The 19,672-nt window shown below is 71.6% G+C and carries 17 protein-coding genes and 1 tRNA gene; 5 read left to right on the plus strand and 13 right to left on the minus strand.

Annotated elements, in window-relative coordinates; translation table 11 throughout:
* The coding region (locus RWM17_RS05225) for a TadA family conjugal transfer-associated ATPase (RefSeq protein ID WP_314101964.1) at positions 1 to 845 on the minus strand (845 nt) is incomplete at its 3' end.
* A gap of 593 nt (positions 846 to 1,438) precedes the next feature.
* Here RWM17_RS05225 and acs point away from each other — a divergent pair.
* A complete protein-coding gene (gene acs / locus RWM17_RS05230; RefSeq protein WP_314101966.1) occupies positions 1,439 to 3,424 on the plus strand; it encodes an acetate--CoA ligase in 1,986 nt (661 codons plus the stop codon).
* Positions 3,425 to 3,490: 66 nt separating this feature from the next.
* Here the strand turns inward: acs and RWM17_RS05235 are convergent, their stop codons facing one another.
* The gene (locus RWM17_RS05235; RefSeq protein ID WP_314101968.1) at positions 3,491 to 3,970 is read right to left on the minus strand and encodes a RidA family protein; all 480 of its coding nucleotides are present in this window, start codon (positions 3,968 to 3,970) and stop codon (positions 3,491 to 3,493) included.
* Positions 3,970 to 4,128, minus strand: coding sequence for a hypothetical protein (locus RWM17_RS05240; protein WP_166644750.1), 159 nt, complete (start codon positions 4,126 to 4,128; stop codon positions 3,970 to 3,972). Before RWM17_RS05240 ends, RWM17_RS05235 begins: the two co-directional genes overlap by 1 nt.
* Before the next feature lie 50 nt (positions 4,129 to 4,178).
* On the opposite strand from RWM17_RS05240, the gene RWM17_RS05245 reads away from it, so the two are divergent.
* The 3 genes from RWM17_RS05245 (at position 4,179) to RWM17_RS05255 (ending at position 7,845) form a co-directional block, all read left to right on the plus strand.
* The gene (locus tag RWM17_RS05245; protein WP_314101971.1) at positions 4,179 to 6,731 is read left to right on the plus strand and encodes a transglycosylase domain-containing protein; all 2,553 of its coding nucleotides are present in this window, start codon (positions 4,179 to 4,181) and stop codon (positions 6,729 to 6,731) included.
* Entirely contained in the window at positions 6,728 to 7,678 is a 951-nt protein-coding gene (locus RWM17_RS05250) for a metallophosphoesterase (protein ID WP_314101973.1), read from the plus strand. The genes RWM17_RS05245 and RWM17_RS05250 overlap by 4 nt, the downstream gene beginning before the upstream one ends.
* Before the next feature lie 93 nt (positions 7,679 to 7,771).
* Positions 7,772 to 7,845 (plus strand) — tRNA-Pro (locus tag RWM17_RS05255).
* 178 nt (positions 7,846 to 8,023) lie between these two features.
* On the opposite strand, the gene RWM17_RS05260 is transcribed toward RWM17_RS05255, so the two are convergent.
* The 9 genes from RWM17_RS05260 to RWM17_RS05300 form a co-directional block, all read right to left on the minus strand.
* Positions 8,024 to 8,629 (minus strand): thymidine kinase, encoded by a 606-nt coding sequence (locus RWM17_RS05260; RefSeq protein ID WP_314101975.1) that lies wholly within the window; start codon positions 8,627 to 8,629, stop codon positions 8,024 to 8,026.
* Entirely contained in the window at positions 8,629 to 9,378 is a 750-nt protein-coding gene (locus tag RWM17_RS05265; RefSeq protein ID WP_123546650.1) for a response regulator, read from the minus strand. Before RWM17_RS05265 ends, RWM17_RS05260 begins: the two co-directional genes overlap by 1 nt.
* Positions 9,365 to 10,513 (minus strand): hypothetical protein, encoded by a 1,149-nt coding sequence (locus RWM17_RS05270; RefSeq protein WP_314101978.1) that lies wholly within the window; start codon positions 10,511 to 10,513, stop codon positions 9,365 to 9,367. Before RWM17_RS05270 ends, RWM17_RS05265 begins: the two co-directional genes overlap by 14 nt.
* Positions 10,510 to 11,814, minus strand: a complete 1,305-nt coding sequence (locus RWM17_RS05275; protein WP_314101980.1) for an ATP-binding protein — start codon at positions 11,812 to 11,814, stop codon at positions 10,510 to 10,512. Before RWM17_RS05275 ends, RWM17_RS05270 begins: the two co-directional genes overlap by 4 nt.
* A 161-nt stretch (positions 11,815 to 11,975) precedes the next feature.
* Positions 11,976 to 13,088, minus strand: a complete 1,113-nt coding sequence (locus tag RWM17_RS05280; RefSeq protein WP_314101981.1) for an Rv2578c family radical SAM protein — start codon at positions 13,086 to 13,088, stop codon at positions 11,976 to 11,978.
* Between the two features lie 100 nt (positions 13,089 to 13,188).
* Positions 13,189 to 14,679 (minus strand): malate:quinone oxidoreductase, encoded by a 1,491-nt coding sequence (locus tag RWM17_RS05285; protein WP_314101983.1) that lies wholly within the window; start codon positions 14,677 to 14,679, stop codon positions 13,189 to 13,191.
* Between the two features lie 109 nt (positions 14,680 to 14,788).
* On the minus strand, positions 14,789 to 15,469 hold the full coding sequence (locus RWM17_RS05290) for an SGNH/GDSL hydrolase family protein (RefSeq protein ID WP_314101985.1): 681 nt from the start codon (positions 15,467 to 15,469) through the stop codon (positions 14,789 to 14,791).
* 44 nt (positions 15,470 to 15,513) lie between these two features.
* On the minus strand, positions 15,514 to 16,569 hold the full coding sequence (locus RWM17_RS05295; protein ID WP_314101986.1) for an aspartate-semialdehyde dehydrogenase: 1,056 nt from the start codon (positions 16,567 to 16,569) through the stop codon (positions 15,514 to 15,516).
* A 67-nt stretch (positions 16,570 to 16,636) separates the two neighbouring features.
* Entirely contained in the window at positions 16,637 to 17,902 is a 1,266-nt protein-coding gene (locus RWM17_RS05300; RefSeq protein WP_123546657.1) for an aspartate kinase, read from the minus strand.
* Between the two features lie 185 nt (positions 17,903 to 18,087).
* Here RWM17_RS05300 and RWM17_RS05305 point away from each other — a divergent pair, with 185 nt between their 5' ends.
* On the plus strand, positions 18,088 to 18,897 hold the full coding sequence (locus tag RWM17_RS05305; RefSeq protein ID WP_314101987.1) for a DUF1206 domain-containing protein: 810 nt from the start codon (positions 18,088 to 18,090) through the stop codon (positions 18,895 to 18,897).
* A gap of 9 nt (positions 18,898 to 18,906) precedes the next feature.
* On the opposite strand, the gene recR is transcribed toward RWM17_RS05305, so the two are convergent.
* Complete coding sequence (gene recR, locus RWM17_RS05310) at positions 18,907 to 19,506, minus strand: recombination mediator RecR (RefSeq protein WP_133737854.1); 600 nt, start codon at positions 19,504 to 19,506, stop codon at positions 18,907 to 18,909.
* Between the last annotated feature and the right edge of the window lie 166 nt (positions 19,507 to 19,672).

Genomic DNA, 19,672 nt, shown 5'->3' on the forward strand with positions numbered 1-19,672 from the left:
CCCCCCCCGCACGTCCCGCGGGCCGGCGGCGCCGCCCGCCGCCGCCCGCCCGCCCGGTCGAGGTGGAACACGGCGTCGAGTGCGCTGACGGCCTGGCGGGCCAGTGCCGCCGGTGCGAGGCCGGCGACCGCACCGAGCGCCTCGAGGCGTGCGGGGACGTCCGCCAGGCCGTTCGCGTGCAGGGTCCCGGCCCCGCCGTCGTGCCCGGTGTTCAGCGCCGACAGGAGGTCTCGGACCTCGACCCCCCGGACCTCCCCCACGACGAGGCGGTCGGGACGCATGCGCAGGGCCTCCCGCAGCAGCCGTGCGAGGTCGACGCCGCCCACCCCCTCGAGGTTCGGCTGGCGGGCCTCGAGGGAGACCACGTGGGGATGGACGACGCGGAGCTCGGCCACGTCCTCGACGGTGACGATACGGTCGCCGGGCGACGCCGCGGACAGCATGGCCGCCAGGAACGTGGTCTTGCCGGTCCCGCCCGCGCCCGTGACGAGCACGTTGGCACGCCGGTCCACGCACGACCGGACTGCGCCTTCGTCAGCGTCGGCGAAGAAGCCGGCCCGGCTCAGGTCGTCGAGCGTCGGGGGCACGGCCCGGGGGAAGCGGATGGACAGGGCCGTGCCGGACGTCGAGATCGGCGGCAGGACCACGTGCACGCGCACGCCGCCCGGGAGCCGCACGTCGACGCAGGGGCTCGCCTCGTCCACGTGGCGCCCGCCGCGAGCGACGAGCCTGACGGCGAGGTCGCGCACGGCCGCCTCGGAGAGGTGGACCCGCGGCTCGGGGCGTGCGCCGCCTCCTCGGTCCACCCACGTGCCCGCTCCGCCCGTGACGAAGACGTCGGTCACGTCGGGGTCGTCCAGGAGGGGGGCCAGCGCCCCCAGCCACGACCTGTCGACCCGAGACCCGTGTACCCCGTTCGGGACTCCTGTACCCCATCGAGCAGCGGTGCCCGGCGGGGCCGCCGCGATGAAGCGCCCTGGCTCCGAGGCGAGGGTGACGAACGGGTGGTCGGGGGTGAGGCCCGGGGTGGGGGCTGGAGGCGCTCCGGTCATGTCCGGACGGTAACCACCCGGCACGACGGAGACAGACAGGGCTGTGCGTCCTGGGGGCGAAGACCAGACGATGTGCTCTGGGGAGGAATCACCCGGGTGGTCGTCGCACGATCCACGGGGCAAAAAGAGGGGCGGCACCAGTTGGGGGGAACTGGTGCCGCCACGGCAGCGCTGGATCGGGGGGAATCGCTCGCGCTGCACACCGGGGTTGAATCCGGACGTCTCAACTGTACCCCACGGAGGCGGACGGGTGCCAGCATCGCCACCGTGTCCGGTCTGCGCGCTTCGTTCTCCGGCCAGCACGTCGCCCGGGCGGCCACGCGACCCGGAGTAGTCTCGCTCGGGGCGCGAGGAGCCCGCATCCGCAACGACGCGAGAGGACGACGATGGTCGACCGCCAGGACACCCCCACCAGCCCCGTCACGCACGAGGGGGTGGTGCAGTCCCCGTCCGCGGCTGCCTTCCCCCCGTCGCCCGAGTTCGCCGAGCGGGCCGTGGCCGGACCGGAGCTCGTCGAGGCCGCCGCCGCCGACCGGCTCCTCTTCTGGGGCGACCAGGCGCGTCGGCGGTTGTCCTGGGACGTCGAGCCGACGGAGACCCTCGACTGGTCGGGAGCCCCCGTGGCCCGCTGGTTCGCCGACGGTCGCCTCAACGTCGCCTACAACTGCCTCGACCGGCACGTCGAGGCCGGTCACGGTGACCGCGTCGCGCTCCACTGGGAGGGCGAGCCGGGCGACAGCAGGTCGGTCACCTACGCGGAGCTCACCTCCGAGGTGAGCAGGGCCGCGAACGTCCTCGCCTCGATGGGCGTCGTGGCCGGCGACCGCGTCGTCATCTACCTGCCCCAGGTCCCCGAGGCGGTGGTCGCCATGCTCGCCGTGGCCCGCCTCGGCGCCGTGCACAGCGTGGTCTTCGGCGGATTCAGCGCCGAGAGCCTCCGCGCCCGCATCGACGACGCCCAGGCCGTGCTCGTCATCACCGCCGACGGCGGGTGGCGGAAGGGCTCCGTCGCCCCGCTCAAGCCCGCCGTCGACGCCGCGCTCGCCGTCGGGGGCGAGTCCAGCGTCCGCGACGTGCTCGTCGTCCGCCGCGGCGGGAACGACGTCGGGTGGGTCGACGGTCGTGACCGGTGGTGGCACGAGGCGCTCGAGGGCGTCTCCGACCAGCACGAGCCCGAGTCGTTCGAGGCGGAGCACCCGCTGTTCATCCTGTACACGAGCGGGACCACCGGCAAGCCCAAGGGCATCCTGCACACCTCCGGCGGGTACCTGACGCAGGTCGCGACCACCCACGCGACGGTATTCGACCTCCGTCCGGAGACCGACGTGTGGTGGTGCACCGCGGACGTGGGCTGGATCACGGGCCACAGCTACGTCGTCTACGGGCCGCTCGCGAACGGCGCCACCCAGGTGCTCTACGAGGGCACGCCCGACTCCCCCGCGCCGGGCCGGTGGTGGGACATCGTCGAGAAGTACGGCGTCTCGCTCTTCTACACGGCCCCCACCGCGATCCGCGGCTTCATGAAGGCCGGCCGCGAGATCCCCCAGGCACGCGACCTGTCGTCCCTGCGCCTGCTCGGGTCGGTGGGCGAGCCGATCAACCCGGAGGCGTGGCTCTGGTACCGGGAGGTCATCGGCGCAGGCCGGACGCCGATCGTCGACACCTGGTGGCAGACGGAGACGGGGGCGATCATGATCTCCCCGCTGCCCGGGCTCACGTCGACCAAGCCGGGTGCGGCGCAGACGCCGCTGCCGGGCGTCACGGTGGACGTCGTCGACGACCACGGCGCCTCGGTGGCCGACGGGGAGAGCGGCCTGCTCGTCGTCGCCGAGCCCTGGCCGTCGATGCTGCGGGGCATCTGGGGCGACCCGGAGCGCTACGCGGAGACGTACTGGGACCGCTTCGGCGACCGCTACTTCGCCGGCGACGGGGCACGCCGCGACGAGGACGGCGACATCTGGCTCCTCGGCCGTGTGGACGACGTCATGAACGTGTCCGGCCACAGGCTCTCGACCGCGGAGATCGAGTCAGCGCTCGTCTCGCACCCCGTCGTCGCCGAGTCGGCCGTCGTGGGCGCGGCGGACGAGACCACCGGCCAGGCCGTCGTGGCCTTCGTCGTCCTGCGCAACAAGAAGAAGAAGAGCCTCACCCCCGAGGAGGCGGCGGTCGCCCTGAAGGCGCACGTCGCGCAGCAGATCGGCGCGATCGCGCGGCCCCGCTCGATCGTGCTCGTGGACGAGCTGCCCAAGACGCGCTCCGGCAAGATCATGCGGCGCCTCCTGCGCGACGTCGCCGAGGGACGTGAGGTCGGCGACACGACGACCCTGGCCGACTCGGCCGTCATGACGGTGATCTCCGCCGAGATGCGCTGACGCACGAGGCCCCCGCGACGACTCGCCTGGTCGGCGAGGGTCCGGGGGCCTCGTGTCCGCCGACGATCAGGCGACGGGTGCGACCTCGAGCAGGAGCTCCACCTCGACCGGGGAGTCCAGGGGCAGGACGGCGACGCCGACGGCGCTCCGTGCGTGGACCCCGACGTCGCCGAAGATCTCGCCCAGCAGCTCGGAAGCCCCGTTGAGCACGCCCGGCTGGCCGGAGAACGCCGGGTCGGACGAGACGAACCCGGTGACCTTCACGACCCGCACCACGTCGTCGAGCGAGCCGAGCACGGAGGAGGCGGCGGCGAGGGCGTTGAGGACGCAGGTCGCGGCGAGCTCACGGGCGAGGGCGGGGGCGACGAGCCCGGGACCGTCGCCCACCTTCCCGACCGCGGGCAGCGCGCCGTCGACGAAGGGAAGCTGCCCCGCCGTGTAGACGGCCGTGCCGACCCGGACGGCCGGGACGTAGACGCCCGCGGGCGCCGCCACCGTCGGGAGGACGCGGCCCAGCTCGGCTAGGCGGTCGTCGACGCGGCCCACTACGCCTCCTGCTTCTGGCGCTTCAGCCAGGCGACGGGGCCGCCCTCGGGCCCCTGCGTCACCTGGACCAGCTCCCAGCCGTCGCTCCCCCAGTTGTTGAGGATCGCGGTGCTGTTGTGCACCATGAGCGGCGTGGTCATGTACTCCCAAAGGACCATTTGTGGTTCCTGTCAGCTCGGATGTCAGCGGTGTCACTTACCCTGATCCTATGTCTGCCCAAAAATCGAAGCCCACGTCCGTCATCGGGGCGCTCTTCGGGTTCGTCGGCTTCAGCGTCCTGGCCGGCCTCCTCGTCACCATCGGCGTGACCCCGGCCATCGCCGTGGCCGGCATGACGGCCTCGAGCACGATCGGGGTCTTCGAGTCGATCCCCGAGTACATCGAGATCGGCAAGCTGCAGCAACGCAACACCCTGTACGCGAAGCAGGGCGGGCAGGACGTCCCCTTCGCCACGCTCTACAGCGAGAACCGCGTCGAGCTCAAGTGGGACCAGGTCTCGCAGTCGCTCAAGGACGCGGTCGTGGCCGGCGAGGACCGTCGGTTCTACGAGCACGGCGGCGTCGACGTCACGTCGCTCGTCCGCGCCGGGGTCGGCTCGCTGGGCGGAGGCGAGCTCGGGGCGAGCGGCGGTGGCTCGACGCTCACCATGCAGCTCGTGCGCAACATCCGCATCGCGCAGTCGCAGCTGATCGCCGACCCCGACGAGCGGGACGCTGCCTACAAGGACGCGATCAAGACCACGATCGATCGCAAGCTCGAGGAGATGAAGTTCGCGATCGGGCTCGAGAAGAAGTACACGAAGGACGAGATCCTCCTCGCCTACCTGAACATCGCCTACTTCGGCGACCAGACCTACGGCGTGCAGGCCGCCGCGCAGCACTACTACAACAAGAACGCGATCGACCTGACGACGCAGGAGGCGGCGAGCCTCATCGCGATCGTCCAGTACCCGGACACCCGCAACCTCTCGACGCCCGAGAAGTACGAGGGCAACAAGGCACGCCGCGACGTCATCCTCAAGTCCATGTACGCCGAGGGCTTCATCGACAAGCCCACGGAGGAGGCGTCGCTCGCGACCGACGTCGCCAGCTACGTCGTGCTCACGGCCCCCACACAGGGCTGCGCCGCGGTCACCGCGCCCGGCGCCCAGTACTTCTGCGACTACGTCAAGAAGAACATCAAGAACCTCGCCGTCCTCGGATCCACCGAGGAGGAGCGCCTCTCGAACTGGAACACGGGCGGGCTGAACGTCTACACGACCCTCGACCTCGACCTGACGGCCAACGCCAAGGGCCAGCTCGACCAGTGGGCGCCTGCGAGCGAGACCAGGGTCCGTCTCGGCAGCGTCGTCAACTCCGTCGAGGCAGGCACCGGTCGCATCGTCGTCATGACGCAGAACACGACCTTCTCAGAGCTCGACACGGGCGACCGCACGCAGACCTCGGTCAACTTCAGCACCGACCGGGACTACGGCGGGTCCACCGGCTTCCAGCCCGGCTCGACCTTCAAGCCCTTCACCCTGATCGACTGGATCGAGCAGGGCCACGGCATCACCGAGTCCGTCGACGCCACGCCGCGCACCTTCTACCTGAAGGCGGGCGGCGAGCGACAGGGCGGCTGGGCCCCCAAGAACGACGACGGGTCGAAGCCCGGCCAGATGGCGGTCACGACGGCGACGGCACAGTCCGTCAACACCGCCTACGCGGCCATGGCGTCCAAGCTCGACCTCAACGACATCCGCGACGTAGCACAGCGACTCGGCGTCCACCGTGCCGACGGCGGCGAGATCAGCAACTTCTCGTCCTCCATCCTCGGCACCGCCGACGAGATCGCTCCGTTGACGATGGCGACGGCCTACGCGGCGATCGCCGCCGGCGGCAAGTACTGCGCGCCCATCGTCGTCGACAACATCGTGAACGACGACGGCGTGGCCCTGGGCGGACAGCCCCAGGACTGCTCCCAGGCCGTCGAGCCCGAGGTGGCCGCGGCCGCCGCCAAGGCCATGTCCGGCCTGTGGTCGAACGGTACCGGTCGCGGTGCGCTCCCCGGAGACGGCTTCGAGGAGATCGGCAAGACGGGGACGACCGACAAGAAGGAGTCGATCTGGATCATCGGCGCGACGACGAAGCTCGCGACCGCGATCTGGCAGGGCAACTGGACCGGTCCCAAGGTCAACCTGCGGTCCATCGGCTCGCCGATCAAGGGCGGCAACTACGCCGCCACCCGCGCACAGCTCTTCAAGGCCGTCCAGACGGTGAACAACACGAAGTACCCCGGCACCGACTTCCCCGAGGCGAACTCCCGGCTCGTGCGCGGCTCGGGCGTCTCCGTTCCCGAGCTGTCGGGCAGCAGCGTGAGCGCAGCCCAGACGATGCTCAAGGGCCTGAACCTGGTCTACGCCGACGGCGGCACCCAGGCGTCGGCGCTGCCGGCGGGACAGGTCGTCGCCAGCGACCCCGTCGCAGGCACGGTCCTCGCCAAGGGGGCGACGGTCAAGGTCTTCACGAGCGACGGCTCCGGCGCGGCGGCAGTCCCCGACGTGACCGGCCAGAGCATCGCGAACGCGAAGACCGCGATCGCCGCGGCCGGGTTCTCGGCCGACAAGGTCGCGGTGACCGGCTTCGCCCCGGGTGACGGCAAGAACCAGTGCCGAGTCGCAGGGACCGATCCTGCCCCCGGGACGTCGACGGCCAAGGACGCTGCGGTCGGGCTGACGCTCTTCGGCAACGCCCAGGGCGCCGACCCGGGCAGCTGCAAGTGACGCCCCTCCCCCTCGGCAGGGCGACGGCCGCGACCGCACTGGCGGGCGCGGCCGTCGGCCTGGGTGCTCTCGCCTGGGGCAGCCTCGTCGAGCGCAACCGCTTCACCGTCCGACACGAGGTGCTCAACGTCCTCGAGGCCGGTTCTCGCCCGCTGACGATCCTGCACCTGAGCGATCTGCACCTCGCCCCGTGGCAGACCGAGAAGCAGGAGTGGGTGCGTGGACTGGCCGTCTTCGAGCCTGACCTGGTCGTCAACACGGGCGACAACATCGGACACGTCGACGCCCACGCCGCCCTGGAGCACACCCTCGAGCCGTTCCGAGGGGTGGCCGGCGTCTTCGTCAACGGCTCGAACGACTACTACGGGCCGGTCCCCAAGAACCCGTTCACCTACTTCGGCGGCCCCAGCGGCGTCACCCGCACCCCCACGCCCCTCGACATCGGCCGGATGGAGTCGTTCTTCGCCGACCTCGGGTGGCTCGACCTCAACAACGCCGCCCGGGCGATCGAGATCAAGGGATCTCGCCTCGAGCTGTTCGGCGTGAACGACGCGCACCGTGGCTGGGATCGTCTCGACCGGCTCCCCGGGGCGCTCGACGACCTGCGCGAGAACGTACGCTGGCACGACGACCGACGAGGACCTGACCCCATCAGCATCGGGGTCACCCACGCGCCCTACCAGCGCGTCCTGAACTCGTTCGTCAACAACGGGGCCGACGTCATCTTCGGCGGTCACACGCACGGGGGGCAGGTCCGGGTGCCCGGCTACGGCGCGCTCGTCACGAACTGTGACGTGCCTCGTGGCAAGGTCAGCGGCCTCAGCACCTGGAGCCACGCACGCAAGACCGCCCACCTCGAGATCTCGGCCGGCCTCGGGACGTCGATCTACGCACCGGTCCGCTTCGACTGCCGACCTGAGGCGGTCGTCCTGACGCTCACGGCCTGACGAGGGCTCACGGGGTCGGGTGGTGCGAGCGGGTCCAAAGATCCGCTATCCTTGTCAGGTTGCTCCACTCGGCCCCTGGGCCGAGCGACACCTCGGGGTGTGGCGCAGCTTGGTAGCGCGCCTCGTTCGGGACGAGGAGGTCGTGGGTTCGAATCCCGCTACCCCGACGAAAAATGGCTGGACCCTTCGGGTCCGGCCATTTTTCTTGTGCTTGTCAGTGAGGCGGTCCCCGCCCGCCTCACGTTGGATGAGAAAAGGCCAGACCCTTCGGGTCTGGCCTTTTCTCCTGTGCTTGTCAGTGGGGCGATCCCCGCCCGCCCCACGACGGGACCTCGCCCCCAAGGGTCAGGCGAGGCGGCCGTCGCTCTCGGCGAGGTAGCAAGCGCCGCAGAGCGATTCGTAGGTGACCTCCCGGCCGTCGATGGCGACCTGGTCACCGTCGAAGACGAAGCGGTCGCCCACCTTGCGCGCGTTGAAGACCGCCTTGCGGCCGCACCGACAGATGGTCTTGAGCTCCTCGAGCGAGTGCGCCACCTCCAGGAGTCGGCGACTGCCCGGGAAGGCGATCGTCCGGAAGTCCGTCCTGATCCCGTAGGCGAGGACGGGGACGCCCTCGAGCACCGCGATGCGCAGCAGGTCGTCCACCTGGACCGGAGCGAGGAACTGCACCTCGTCGACGAGCAGGCACGACAGGTCGGTCCCCGTCTCGGCCCGGACGCGTTCCCGCGAACGGGAGAACACCTCCCGCACGTCGTCGTCGGGAGCGAACGTGACGTCCACGGGCCGGGTGACGCCCAGCCGGGAGACGATCGCGTCGTCGCCCTTGGTGTCGACCCGCGGCTTGGCCAGCAGGACGCGCTGACCGCGCTCCTCGTAGTTGTACGCGGCCTGGAGCAACGCCGTGCTCTTGCCGCTGTTCATCGCGCCGTAGCGGAAGTACAGCTTCGCCACTACTGCAGGTAGCCGTCCTCCGCCGCACGACGGATCAGCTCGGACTTCTTGCTCGCGGGCCTGTTGGCCTTCGCGTACTTCTCGCGGACACGACGGAGGTAGGTCTTCGCCGTCTCGTACTGCACGTTCATCTGGGCTGCCACCTCGTTGGTGCTGAAGCCGGACACGTAGAGGCGGAACGCCTCCGACTCGCCTGCGCTGAGCTTCGGGCGACTCTGGTTCGCGGCCCCCACCGGCAGCGGGCGCCAGTCGCGCTGAGGCGACGCGTCACGAGCCACGCCCATGACCTGGCGGGCCGCGTCCATGACCTCGCGCATCGGCAGCGCCTTCGAGAGGAACGCCGATGCACCGGCGTCGAGCGCGCGCTCACGCGACTCGCGCGTGTCGAGGCTGGACAGCACGATCACCTTGGCGCCCGCGGCGCGGCAGGTGCGGACCCGGGCCTCGATGGAGACCGGCTCCTTCAGCTGGAAGTCGAGGAAGACGAGGTCGGTCGGGAAGTTGTCGCTGTGCACGAGCTGCAGCCAGGTGTGCGCCGTGAGGACCAGGTCGAAGTCGTAGGCGTTGACGTTGATCCAGCTCGACAGGCTGTCGAGCAGGACCTCATGGTCGTCGAGGATGGCGAGGCGGACGCGACGGGTCGCCGGCCCCTCGGAACCAGGCCCGACCGTGCTCCACGACGGGGCAGCGGCTGGCCGGCCGAAGCCGGGACGGAGGGACGAGCGGCCGCTCGGCTCAGTGCTGGTCATAAGAAAACCTTAGTGTCAGGAGGGGCGGGGCGGGATCGACCTGCAGGTCGTCGAAGACGATCCGCACGACGGCGAGGTAGGGCGCGAAGCGGTGGCGGACGGCGGACTCGGACGAGGCGGTGGCGACGCTGATGCGGGCCTCGACCCGCTCCTCCTCGGCGTCCAGCCCCTGCTCGAGCTCGATGCGGACGGTGTCGGGCAGCACGGCGTCGCTCTCGCCGAAGGCGACGAGCAGGGCCCGCAGCGACGTGCGGTGCGCGGCCGTCATCCGGCCAGCTGCCCGGCCGACGTCCACGACGACCCCGGACACGCGGGTGGAAGGGTCGGCCAGCACCTGCTCGAGCCAGCTGCGGTCCGCCTCGGCGACCATGGTGCTGCGGAGGTCGGCACTGATGCGGCGGGCCCGCTCGACGTCCGCCTCCGTGACGGTGCCCGCGGCGACGACCTCGCCGAAGAACGGCACGACGTCGCGGTTCAGGATGGTCACCCTGTCCTGCTGCACGCTGCGGGCGACGCTCGAGCGGAACTCCTCGGCGCTGGCCTGACGAGCCGAGGAGGCGCCCGCGATCCAGCGCTCCACCAGCGTCGTGAACGCGGCCGAGAACGAGGCGCCGGCGAGCGAGAGCGCCAGCACCGGGGTCACGGCGACCACGACGAACACCAGGACCGGGACGTCGGTGAGGAACGCCTCTCTCTCGACGAGCACGACGGCAGTGAGGACCACGGCGGACGCCAGCCCCGCGACCACGAGGTCGAGCGCGGGCCGGTACGGCGCGAGGCCCACGAGGAGCAGCCCGACGGCGAGGGAGGCCCAGTCGTCTCGGACCATGGAGTTGTGGCCGGCGGAGGCGACGGCGGCGAGGACGGAAGCGAGGGCACCGAGCGCGACCACGCCCGCGACCGACCACCGGGTGAGCGGTGCCCGGAGCGGACTCGACGCGAGCACCAGGACGACCCCCGCCGCCCCGAGCGCCGCGAGGGCCCCGACGGCAGCGGCGGGCACCACGATCTCGTCGCGAGTGACGACGGTCGACACCGTCGCGTAGGCGACGGCCGCGACCGCGGCGAGCGCCGTGACGGGGCGGGAGCTGAGGGCGCCGAGCGGATCGACCTGCTGGGGGCTGCGGCGGCTCACGGTGCTCCCCCGCCGGCGGTGGGGGACGCCAGGTCGACGGGGCCGGGACCGTCCGTGACCGGGCTGGCCGCCGCCGCCGCACCAGGCGTGACGACCGACTCGGCCGGTGCGACCGGGACGCGGAGCATGACCGACGTGCCGCTGCCGGGCGAGGACCAGATCTGCGCCGAGCCCCCCACCCGCCTCGTCCTGGCCTCGACCGAGTTCTTGAGGCCGAGCCTGTCGGGCGCCGTGGCCGCGGCGTCGAAGCCGACCCCGTCGTCGATGATCATCACCGTCAGGTCGACGCCGTCGCCGTACACGACGACCTCGGCACGATCGGTGCCGCTGTGCACGGCGACGTTGGTGAGGCACTGGGCCACGGCGAGGCCCAGGGCCCGGCAGACGGCGGGCGCGAGCCGCGTCACGGCGCCGAGGTCTCCCGTGACGCCGACCTCGAGCCCGCCCTCTCGCGCCCGTGCGACGGCGTGGCCCAGCTCGGACGTCGTCCAGTCGCCCGGCCCGGTCGTCGGGGAGGCCGGGGCCGGGGCCCTCGTCTCGTCGACGAGCCACTCCTGGCCGACGAGCACCTCGAGGTCGGTCGCCATCGACGCCGCGGTCGCCGGGTCGAGCGGGCCGGGCCCGCCGGCCGTGATGGAGGCGAGGTGGTTCAGCACCGTGTCGTGCAGCAGCGCGGACGCCTGCTGTTCGACGTCGTGGCGGATGGCCTGCTTCTGCTGGTCGAAAGCCGCCCGGTGCAGGCTCGGCTGGGCACGGCCGACCCGTCCCCGCGCGAGCAGGGACGACGTCGCCGTCACGGACACGAGGAGCCACGCGAAGAGGACCGCGACGTCGAGACGCGGTGTCGCGCCGGTCTGCCACGTCGCCAGCTGGGTGACGATCTCTCCCAGGGCGAAGCCCGCGGTGGCCCAGAGCAGGCTGCCCCGGGAACGCAGCCCGCTGCCGCCGACCATGACGAGGGCGATCTTCGGCAGGGAGAGCGAGAAGGCGTCCGACGCCTGGACCGCCGGGATCTGAGCGAACAGGGTCACGGCGTACCAGTAGAGGCACGCCGAGCCGATGGCGAGGTACGCGAGCACGGCGGTCGTGCTGCGGAACCGCTCGACGACGAAGAGCATGCCGAGCATCGGCAACAACGCCAGGAGGGCAGGCCAGAGCAGGTAGGACGGCTCGGCGACCTGGTTCACGATCAGCAACAGGCCTGCACTCGCGAGGACGACGCTCGCGATGACGTGGCAGGCACGGGACAGCGCCCGCCCCACGGTCTGCGGGACGAGGTGTGCGGGGAGGCCGAGCAGCATGGCGGCCCCCTCCTGGTCGACGTGTCGGGCAGGTCGATCATGCCAGAACGGGGACTCGTCCTGTACCCCGTTATCTAGGGTCACCTCGCGGGACGGGGCCGGGACACCGGGGCGGCTGTGCCCCGACCTCGGGGACGAGGGGACGACGAGCGCTGCCGCGGTCAGAAGAGGCGTGGCTGAGACGACCGTGCACCGCCCGGCAGCTCGTGGGCGATGAGCGACCGGGGCCGTCCGTCCGCGCCGAAGCCCAGCGTGCCCCTGGCTGCCGCAGCGTCGTCGAGGGCACTCGACCGGGTGGAGCCCGTCGCCGGGTCGGCCGTGCCGTGCTCGAGCCCGTGCTCGGCCAGGAGGGGCCGCATGCGGGCCGCGAGCCACTTGCGGTAGCCGAGGGGCGCGTAGGTGCTCGTCGCGTACATGTCGCGGTACCGCGTGACGAGCTCCGGGTGCTCACGTTCGAGCCAGGCCGACCACCACTCCTTGACGCCGGGCTTGAGGTGCAGGGCCGAGTACAGCAGGCTCGTCGCCCCGGAGGCGCGGACGGCCGCCAGGGCCCGGTGCAGGTGGTCGAGGTCGTCGGTCAGCCACGGCAGGACGGGCATCATGAAGACGGAGCAGCGGAGCCCCGCGTCGGTCGCCGCGCGGACGGTCGCGAGACGCGCGGCCGTGGTCGGCGTGCCCGGCTCGACCGACTGCTGCAGGGCGTCGTCGTGGATCGCGATCGACATCGCGATGTCGACCGGCACGTGCTGAGCCGCCTCGACGAGGAGCGGCAGGTCGCGCCTCAGCAGGGTCCCCTTGGTCAGGATGCTGAACGGGGTGCCCGAGTCGGCCAGGGCCGCGATGATGCCCGGCATGAGCCGGTACTTGCCCTCGGCGCGCTGGTACGGGTCGGTGTTCGTGCCGAGCGCGACGGGGTGGTGCTGCCACGACGGGCGACGCAGCTCGCGGGACAGCACCTCGGCGACGTTCACCTTGACGACGATCTGCCGGTCGAAGTCGTCGCCGCCGTCGAGGTCGAGGTACTCGTGCGTCGGCCGCGCGAAGCAGTAGACGCAGGCGTGGCTGCACCCTCGGTAGGGGTTGATCGTCCAGCCGAAGGGCAGGGCGGAGTCGCTGCCCGGCACGCGGTTGAGAGCGCTCTTCGCGAGGATCTCGTGGAACGTCACCCCGGCGAACTCGGGCGTCGTCACCGACGCGACCAGGTTCGACAGCTTCGCCAGCCCGGGCAGCGCCGACGAGTCGGTCGCCGTCGTCGCCTGTTCGCTCCACCTCATCGCCCGAGTCGAACACATGTTCGACCCGACGTCAAGCCCAGACCGACCCGCGCCTCCCCGGCCCGGCCCGGCTCGCCGGGCCGCGACCGGCAGAGGGCCGCTACGCGTGGATGCGCAGGGCCTCGGCGGTCGCCCCGAGCGTCGCGGCGGCTCGCGCCTCGTCGTCGGCGAGCTGGTCGCCGTAGGTGGGCACCATGCGGCGGAGCGTCGGCGTCCACCCGGCGATCCGGTCGGGGAAGCAGCGCTCGAGCACCGACAGCATGATCGGCACGGCGGTGGAGGCGCCCGGCGAGGCCCCGAGGAGACCCGCGATGGTGCCGTCCGCCGCCGAGACCACCTCGGTGCCGAACTGCAGCACACCGCCCTTCTTCGCGTCCTTCTTGATGACCTGCACGCGCTGGCCCGCGGTGATGCGGTACCAGTCGGCCGGGTCGGCGTCGGGCATGAACTCCCGCAGGGACTCGAACTTGCTGTCGCTGCTCGCCATCAGCTGGCCGACCAGGTACTTGACGAGCGACAGGTTCGCCAGCCCCGCGCGGATCATCGGGTACAGGTTGTGCGGCCGGATCGAGGCGAAGAGATCGAACCACGAGCCGTTCTTGAGGAACTTCGGGCTGAAGCCGGCGTACGGCCCGAACATCAGGCTCGCCTGGCCGTCCACGACACGGGTGTCGAGGTGCGGGACCGACATCGGGGGCGAGCCGACGGCGGCCTTGCCGTAGACCTTCGCGGCGTGCTTCGCCACGACGGCGGGGTCGTCGGTCCGGAGGAACTCGCCGCTGACCGGGAACCCGCCGAAGCCCTTGATCTCGTCGATGCCCGACTTCTGCAGCAGGTGGAGCGCGCCTCCCCCGGCGCCGACGAAGACGAACCGGGCGTCGACGCTCGTGGGCGTTCCGCCGACCTGGCGGCGCATGGCGACCCGCCACGTGCCGTCGGCGAGCTTCGTCAGACCGGTGACGCGGTGGTCGAGCTCGATGCGCGCCTCGTTCTCCTCGAGGTAGGTCAGCAGGAGGCGCGTGAGGCTGCCGAAGTCGACGTCGGTGCCGGCCTCGATGCGGGTCGCGGCGATCGGCTGGTCCTTCGCGCGGCCCACGATGAGGGAAGGGGCCCACGAGCGGATGACGGAGGCGTCGGTGCTGAACTCGATGCCGGCGAACAGCGGGTGGTCACGGAGCGCCTCGTGCCGCTTGCGCAGGTACTCGACGTTGGCCTCGCCCCAGACGAAGCTCATGTGCGGCGTCGAGTTGATGAACGCGGACGGCTCGGGGAGGGCCCCCTCGCCGACGAGGAACGACCAGAACTGCCGTGAGACCTGGAACTGCTCGTTGACCTTGACGGCGCTGCTCGTGTCGATCGTGCCGTCGGCGCGCTCGGGCGTGTAGTTGAGCTCGCAGAGGGCGGAGTGGCCGGTGCCCGCGTTGTTCCAGGGGTTGCTCGACTCCTGTGCGACGTCGCCGAGCGCCTCGTAGACCTGGATCGTCCAGGTGGGCTCGAGCTGCTTGATCATGGCGCCCAACGTGGCGCTCATGACGCCGGCCCCGATGAGGGCGACGTCGACGGGCTTCGTTGCCTTCGATGCTTCGGTCACGAGGTGCAGTCTAGGCGCGGCGTCTGGGTACGGACCGGCGCCCGGCTCGACGACGAGCTCCGCGAGACGACGACGAGCTCCGCGAGACGACGGCGGGCGCCGCGACGGCTCAGAGCCCGAGGGTCGTCAGCTCGGTGTCCATCCGCCGCGCCATCTCCGCGTAGCCCTCGTCGTTCGGGTGCAGCCCGTCCGCGGCCATCCACTCGGGGTGCCCCTCGAGCCAGCGTGAGGCGCCCGGCACCCAGTCGGCGCCGACCTCGTCGGCTGCGTCGTGGACCCAGCCCGTGATGACGTCGACGCTCGCCGGTCGGTCGTCGGTGTACCAGAACGGCTCGACGACGACGAGGCGCGCATCGGGCAGGGCGGACGCGATGCGGTCGAGGTCATCGCCGATCTGGGCGTGGATGTCGCCGGCACGGGCGTCGTACGAGAAGTTGTCGTTCAGCCCCATCGTGACGAACACGATGTCCGGCTCGGCGTCGATGACCAGTCCGGGCAGGTCGCCGCCCTCGAACGACGTGCGGTGGTTGACGAATCCGAGCCCGTTGACGCTCGGGTTGTACTCGCGCCAGCCGCGCTCCTCGCTGACGATCGTCGACCAGCGGTGCGACGCATCGGACGCACCCGTGCCGAGGGTGTACGAGTCGCCGTAGAAGGCCACGACCGGGCCGTCGCCCTCCGGGACCGCCGACGAGGCGGCCGGGCCGTCCGTGACGGGCCCGGCGCAGCCCGTCAGGACGGCGGCTGCAGCGGCGAGCAGGGCGACGAGGCCGGGCACGAGACGGGTCATGCCCGGTCTTCGGAGCGACGGAGGCACGGGTTCGGTGGCGGGACCTACGCCGTCGCGAGACGGCGCGCCGCGACGATCTCGGCGATCTGCACGGCGTTCAGGGCCGCGCCCTTGCGGAGGTTGTCGTTGCTGATGAAGAGGGCGATGCCGCGGTTGCCGGGCACGCCCTCGTCCTGACGGACGCGGCCGACGAACGACGGGTCCTTGCCGGCGGCCTCGAGGGGCGTGGGCACGTCGGTGAGGACGACCCCCGGCGCTCCCGCGAGGAGCTCGCGGGCGCGAGCGGCGGTGAGCTCGGTCGCGAACTCGGCGTTGATCGACAGGGAGTGCCCGGTGAAGACCGGCACGCGCACGCACGTGCCGCTGACGAGCAGATCGGGACGCTCGAGGATCTTGCGGCTCTCGTTGCGGAGCTTCTTCTCCTCGTCGGTCTCGTCGAGGCCGTCGTCGACGATCGAGCCGGCGAGGGGGATGACGTCGAAGGCGATGGGGCGCACGTAGACCGTCGGCTGAGGCATCTGCACCGCGCCTCCGTCGTGGACGAGGCCCGCAGCGTCGCCCTCGAGGGCCGCACGCGCCTGGCCGAGCAGCTCGTCGGCGCCCACGAGGCCGCTGCCGCTGACGGCCTGGTACGTGCTGACGACCAAGCGCTCGAGCGTCGCCTCGGCGTCGAGGACCTTGAGCACCGGCATCGCCGCCATGGTGGTGCAGTTCGGGTTGGCGACGATGCCCTTCACGGCCTGGTCGATGGCGTGCGGGTTGACCTCGCTGACCACCAGCGGGACCTCGGGGTCCATGCGCCAGGCGCTCGAGTTGTCGATGACGAGCACGCCGGCCTCCGCGAAGCGGGGGGCGTGCGCCCGGCTGCCGGTGGCGCCGGCCGAGAAGAGCGCGATGTCGAGCCCTCTCGGGTCGGCCGTCTCGACGTCCTCGACGACGACGTCGACGCCGCGGAACGGCAGGGTCGTGCCCGCCGAGCGTGCCGTGGCGAAGAAGCGGATCTCGGCGATCGGGAACTCGCGCTCGGCGAGCAGCTTGCGCATGACCTTGCCGACCTGGCCGGTGGCGCCGACCACGCCGACGCGCAGACCTTCAGACATCTCGTGCTCCTGGGGGTGGTGAGGGTGGGGGGATGGTGACCGGGGAGGGTCGTCTCGGGTGCGCCGGTCAGCGACCGGTGCCGCCCCAGACGACGGCCTCGACGTCGGCGTCGAGCTCGAAGGCCGTGTGCACGACGCGCAGGGCCTCGGCGAGCGTGTCGGCACGCGTCACGACCGAGATGCGGATCTCGCTCGTCGAGATCATCTCGATGTTGATGCCGGCCTCGAACAGGGCCGTGAAGAGGCGCGCCGAGACGCCGGCGTTGGTGCGCATGCCGGCGCCGACGAGGGCGAGCTTGCCGATCTGGTCGTCGTACTGCAGCGACTCGAAGCCGATCTCGGCCCGGTCGGACTCGAGTGCGTTCAGGACGACCGAGCCCTCGGACTTCGGCAACGTGAACGAGATGTCGGTGCGGCTGGTCGACGCGGCCGAGACGTTCTGCACGATCATGTCGATGTTCGCGCTCGTCTTGGCGACCGTGCGGAAGATCTGTGCGGCCTTGCCGGGGACGTCGGGGACGCCGACGACGGTGACCTTCGCCTCGCTCAGGTCGCCCGCGACACCGCTGATGATGGGCTCTTCCACGTTCTCTCCCTCTTTCGGGTTGACGACCAAGGTGCCCTCGCCGTTGTGGAACGACGAGCGGACGTGCAGGGTGACGCCGTGGCGTCGGGCGTACTCGACGGCACGGATGTAGAGCACCTTCGAGCCGGCGGCGGCGAGCTCGAGCATCTCCTCGCTCGTGATGCGGTCGAGCTTGCGGGCGCGGGGCACGACGCGGGGGTCGGCCGTGAAGATGCCGTCGACGTCGGTGTAGATCTCGCAGACGTCGGCGTCGAGCGCGGCGGCGAGCGCCACGGCCGTCGTGTCGGAGCCGCCCCGCCCGAGCGTCGTGATGTCGCCCGTGCTGCGGTTGAAGCCCTGGAACCCTGCGACGATGGCGACCGACCCGGCGTCCAGCGCCTCCCGGATGCGCCCCGGCGTGACGTCGACGATGCGCGCCTTGCCGTGCTGGGCGTCCGTGATCATGCCCGCCTGGCTGCCCGTGTAGGAGCGGGCCTCGACGCCCTGGCTGCGGATCGCCATGGCGAGCAGGGCCATGCTGATGCGCTCGCCCGCGGTGAGGAGCATGTCGAGCTCGCGACCCCCGGGCATAGGCGTCACCTCGGCGGCGAGGTCGAGCAGCTCGTCGGTCGTGTCGCCCATGGCGCTGACGGCGACGACGACGTCGTTCCCGGCCTTGCGCGTCTCGACGATGCGCTTCGCGACGCGCTTGATGCTCTCGGCGTCGGCGACGGAGGACCCGCCGAATTTCTGCACGATCAAGCTCACGGTGGCGGCTCCAGGAGGTGGGTGGCAGGAGGAGGCGGGCGCGGTCGGGCTGGCGGCGCCTGCGTCCGATGATTCTAGGAGGTGCCCGGCCCGTGTGACGACCGGTCGCGACCGCCCTGTGGACGGCCGCCTCCTCGCCCCCGGCCGGTCGGCCCGACTGCTCTCGCGACCTCTAGCGTGGGGGCATGACCGACACCGTCGCGGATGCCCGCGGATCCGCCAGCCGCCTCCAGGACAGCCGTGCACTCCGCATCTTCGCGCGGGTGGGCTTCGCCGTGAACGGGCTGCTCCACGTCCTGATCGGCGGCATCGCCCTCGGCGTCGCGGCGGGCGGCGGCGGCGAGGCCGACCAGGGCGGCGCGCTCGGCCAGCTCGCCTCGCGCCCCGGCGGCGCCGCCGTGCTGTGGGTCGTCGTCGTGGGGCTGTGGGCCCTCGGCCTCTTCCAGCTGCTCGAGGCCGCCCTGGTGCGGGGCACGGACAAGGAGGCGTGGGCCGAGCGGGCGAAGGAAGGCGGCAAGGGAGTCGCCTACGTCGCCGTCGGCGTCACCGCGTTCACCTTCGCCCGGGGCGGGTCGTCGGACAGCTCGGACCAGACGCAGAGCCTCAGCTCGCGCCTCATCGCGACGCCCGGCGGGGTCGTGCTGCTCGTCGTCCTCGCCCTGGCCGTCGTCGCGATCGGCGTCTACTTCGTCGCCAAGGGCCTCCGGCAGGAGTTCCGTGACGACCTCGTCGTGCCGTCGGGGACCGCCGGTCGCGTGACCGTCGCGCTCGGCGTCGTCGGCTACGTCGCCAAGGGCATCGCGATCGCCGTGGTCGGCGTGCTCTTCGCGGTCGCGGCCCTCACGGCCGATCCCGAGGAGGCCAGCGGGCTGGACGGCGCCCTCAAGGCCCTGGCCGCGCTGCCGGCCGGCGTGGTCGTGCTGTCGGTCGTCGCGGCAGGGCTGATCGCCTTCGGCCTCTACAGCGTCGTGCGGGCCCGTCGCGCGCGCCTCTGAGCCGGAGGGCTACTCGGAGACGAGACGGCGTCCCTCGAACGCACGCCCGAGGGTGACCTCGTCGGCGTACTCGAGGTCGCCGCCGACCGGCAGCCCCGACGCGAGACGCGTCACGCGCAGGCCGAACGGCGCGAGCATCCTCGACAGGTACGTGGCCGTGGCCTCGCCCTCGAGGTTGGGGTCGGTCGCGATGATGACCTCCTGCACGGTGTCGTCGGCGAGGCGCTGGACGAGCTGGCGGATGCGCAGGTCGTCCGGACCGACGCCGTCGATCGGGCTGATGGCCCCGCCGAGCACGTGGTAGAGCCCGCGGAACTCGCGGGTCCGCTCGATCGCCTGGACGTCCTTCGCTTCCTCGACCACGCAGATGGTGGCCGGCGAACGACGCGGGTCGCGGCAGATGGAGCAGCGCTCCTGCTCGGTGACGTTGCCGCAGACCTCACAGAACCGCACCTTCGTGCGGACGTCCACCAGCAGCTCCGACAGCCGCGTCGTGTCGTAGGTCTCGGTCTGCAGGATGTGGAACGCGATCCGCTGCGCCGACTTCGGCCCGATGCCCGGGAGGCGGCCGAACTCGTCGATCAGCTCTTGGACGATGCCCTCGTACACGGACTACTCGCTTCTCTGAGGCGTCACGCGGGGAGCGATCGTCTCTTCTTCGATGAACTGGGCGCCGAGGATCTCGCGGACGACGGCCTCGCCGTAGCGGGACCCGGCCGGGATGCCCCGCCGGGGGTCGCCCGCGGCGGCACGGCGCTGGCTCGCACTCGGGCCC

The sequence above is a fragment of the uncultured Frigoribacterium sp. genome (genome assembly GCF_963515265.1).
Taxonomy (GTDB): Bacteria; Actinomycetota; Actinomycetes; order Actinomycetales; family Microbacteriaceae; genus Frigoribacterium.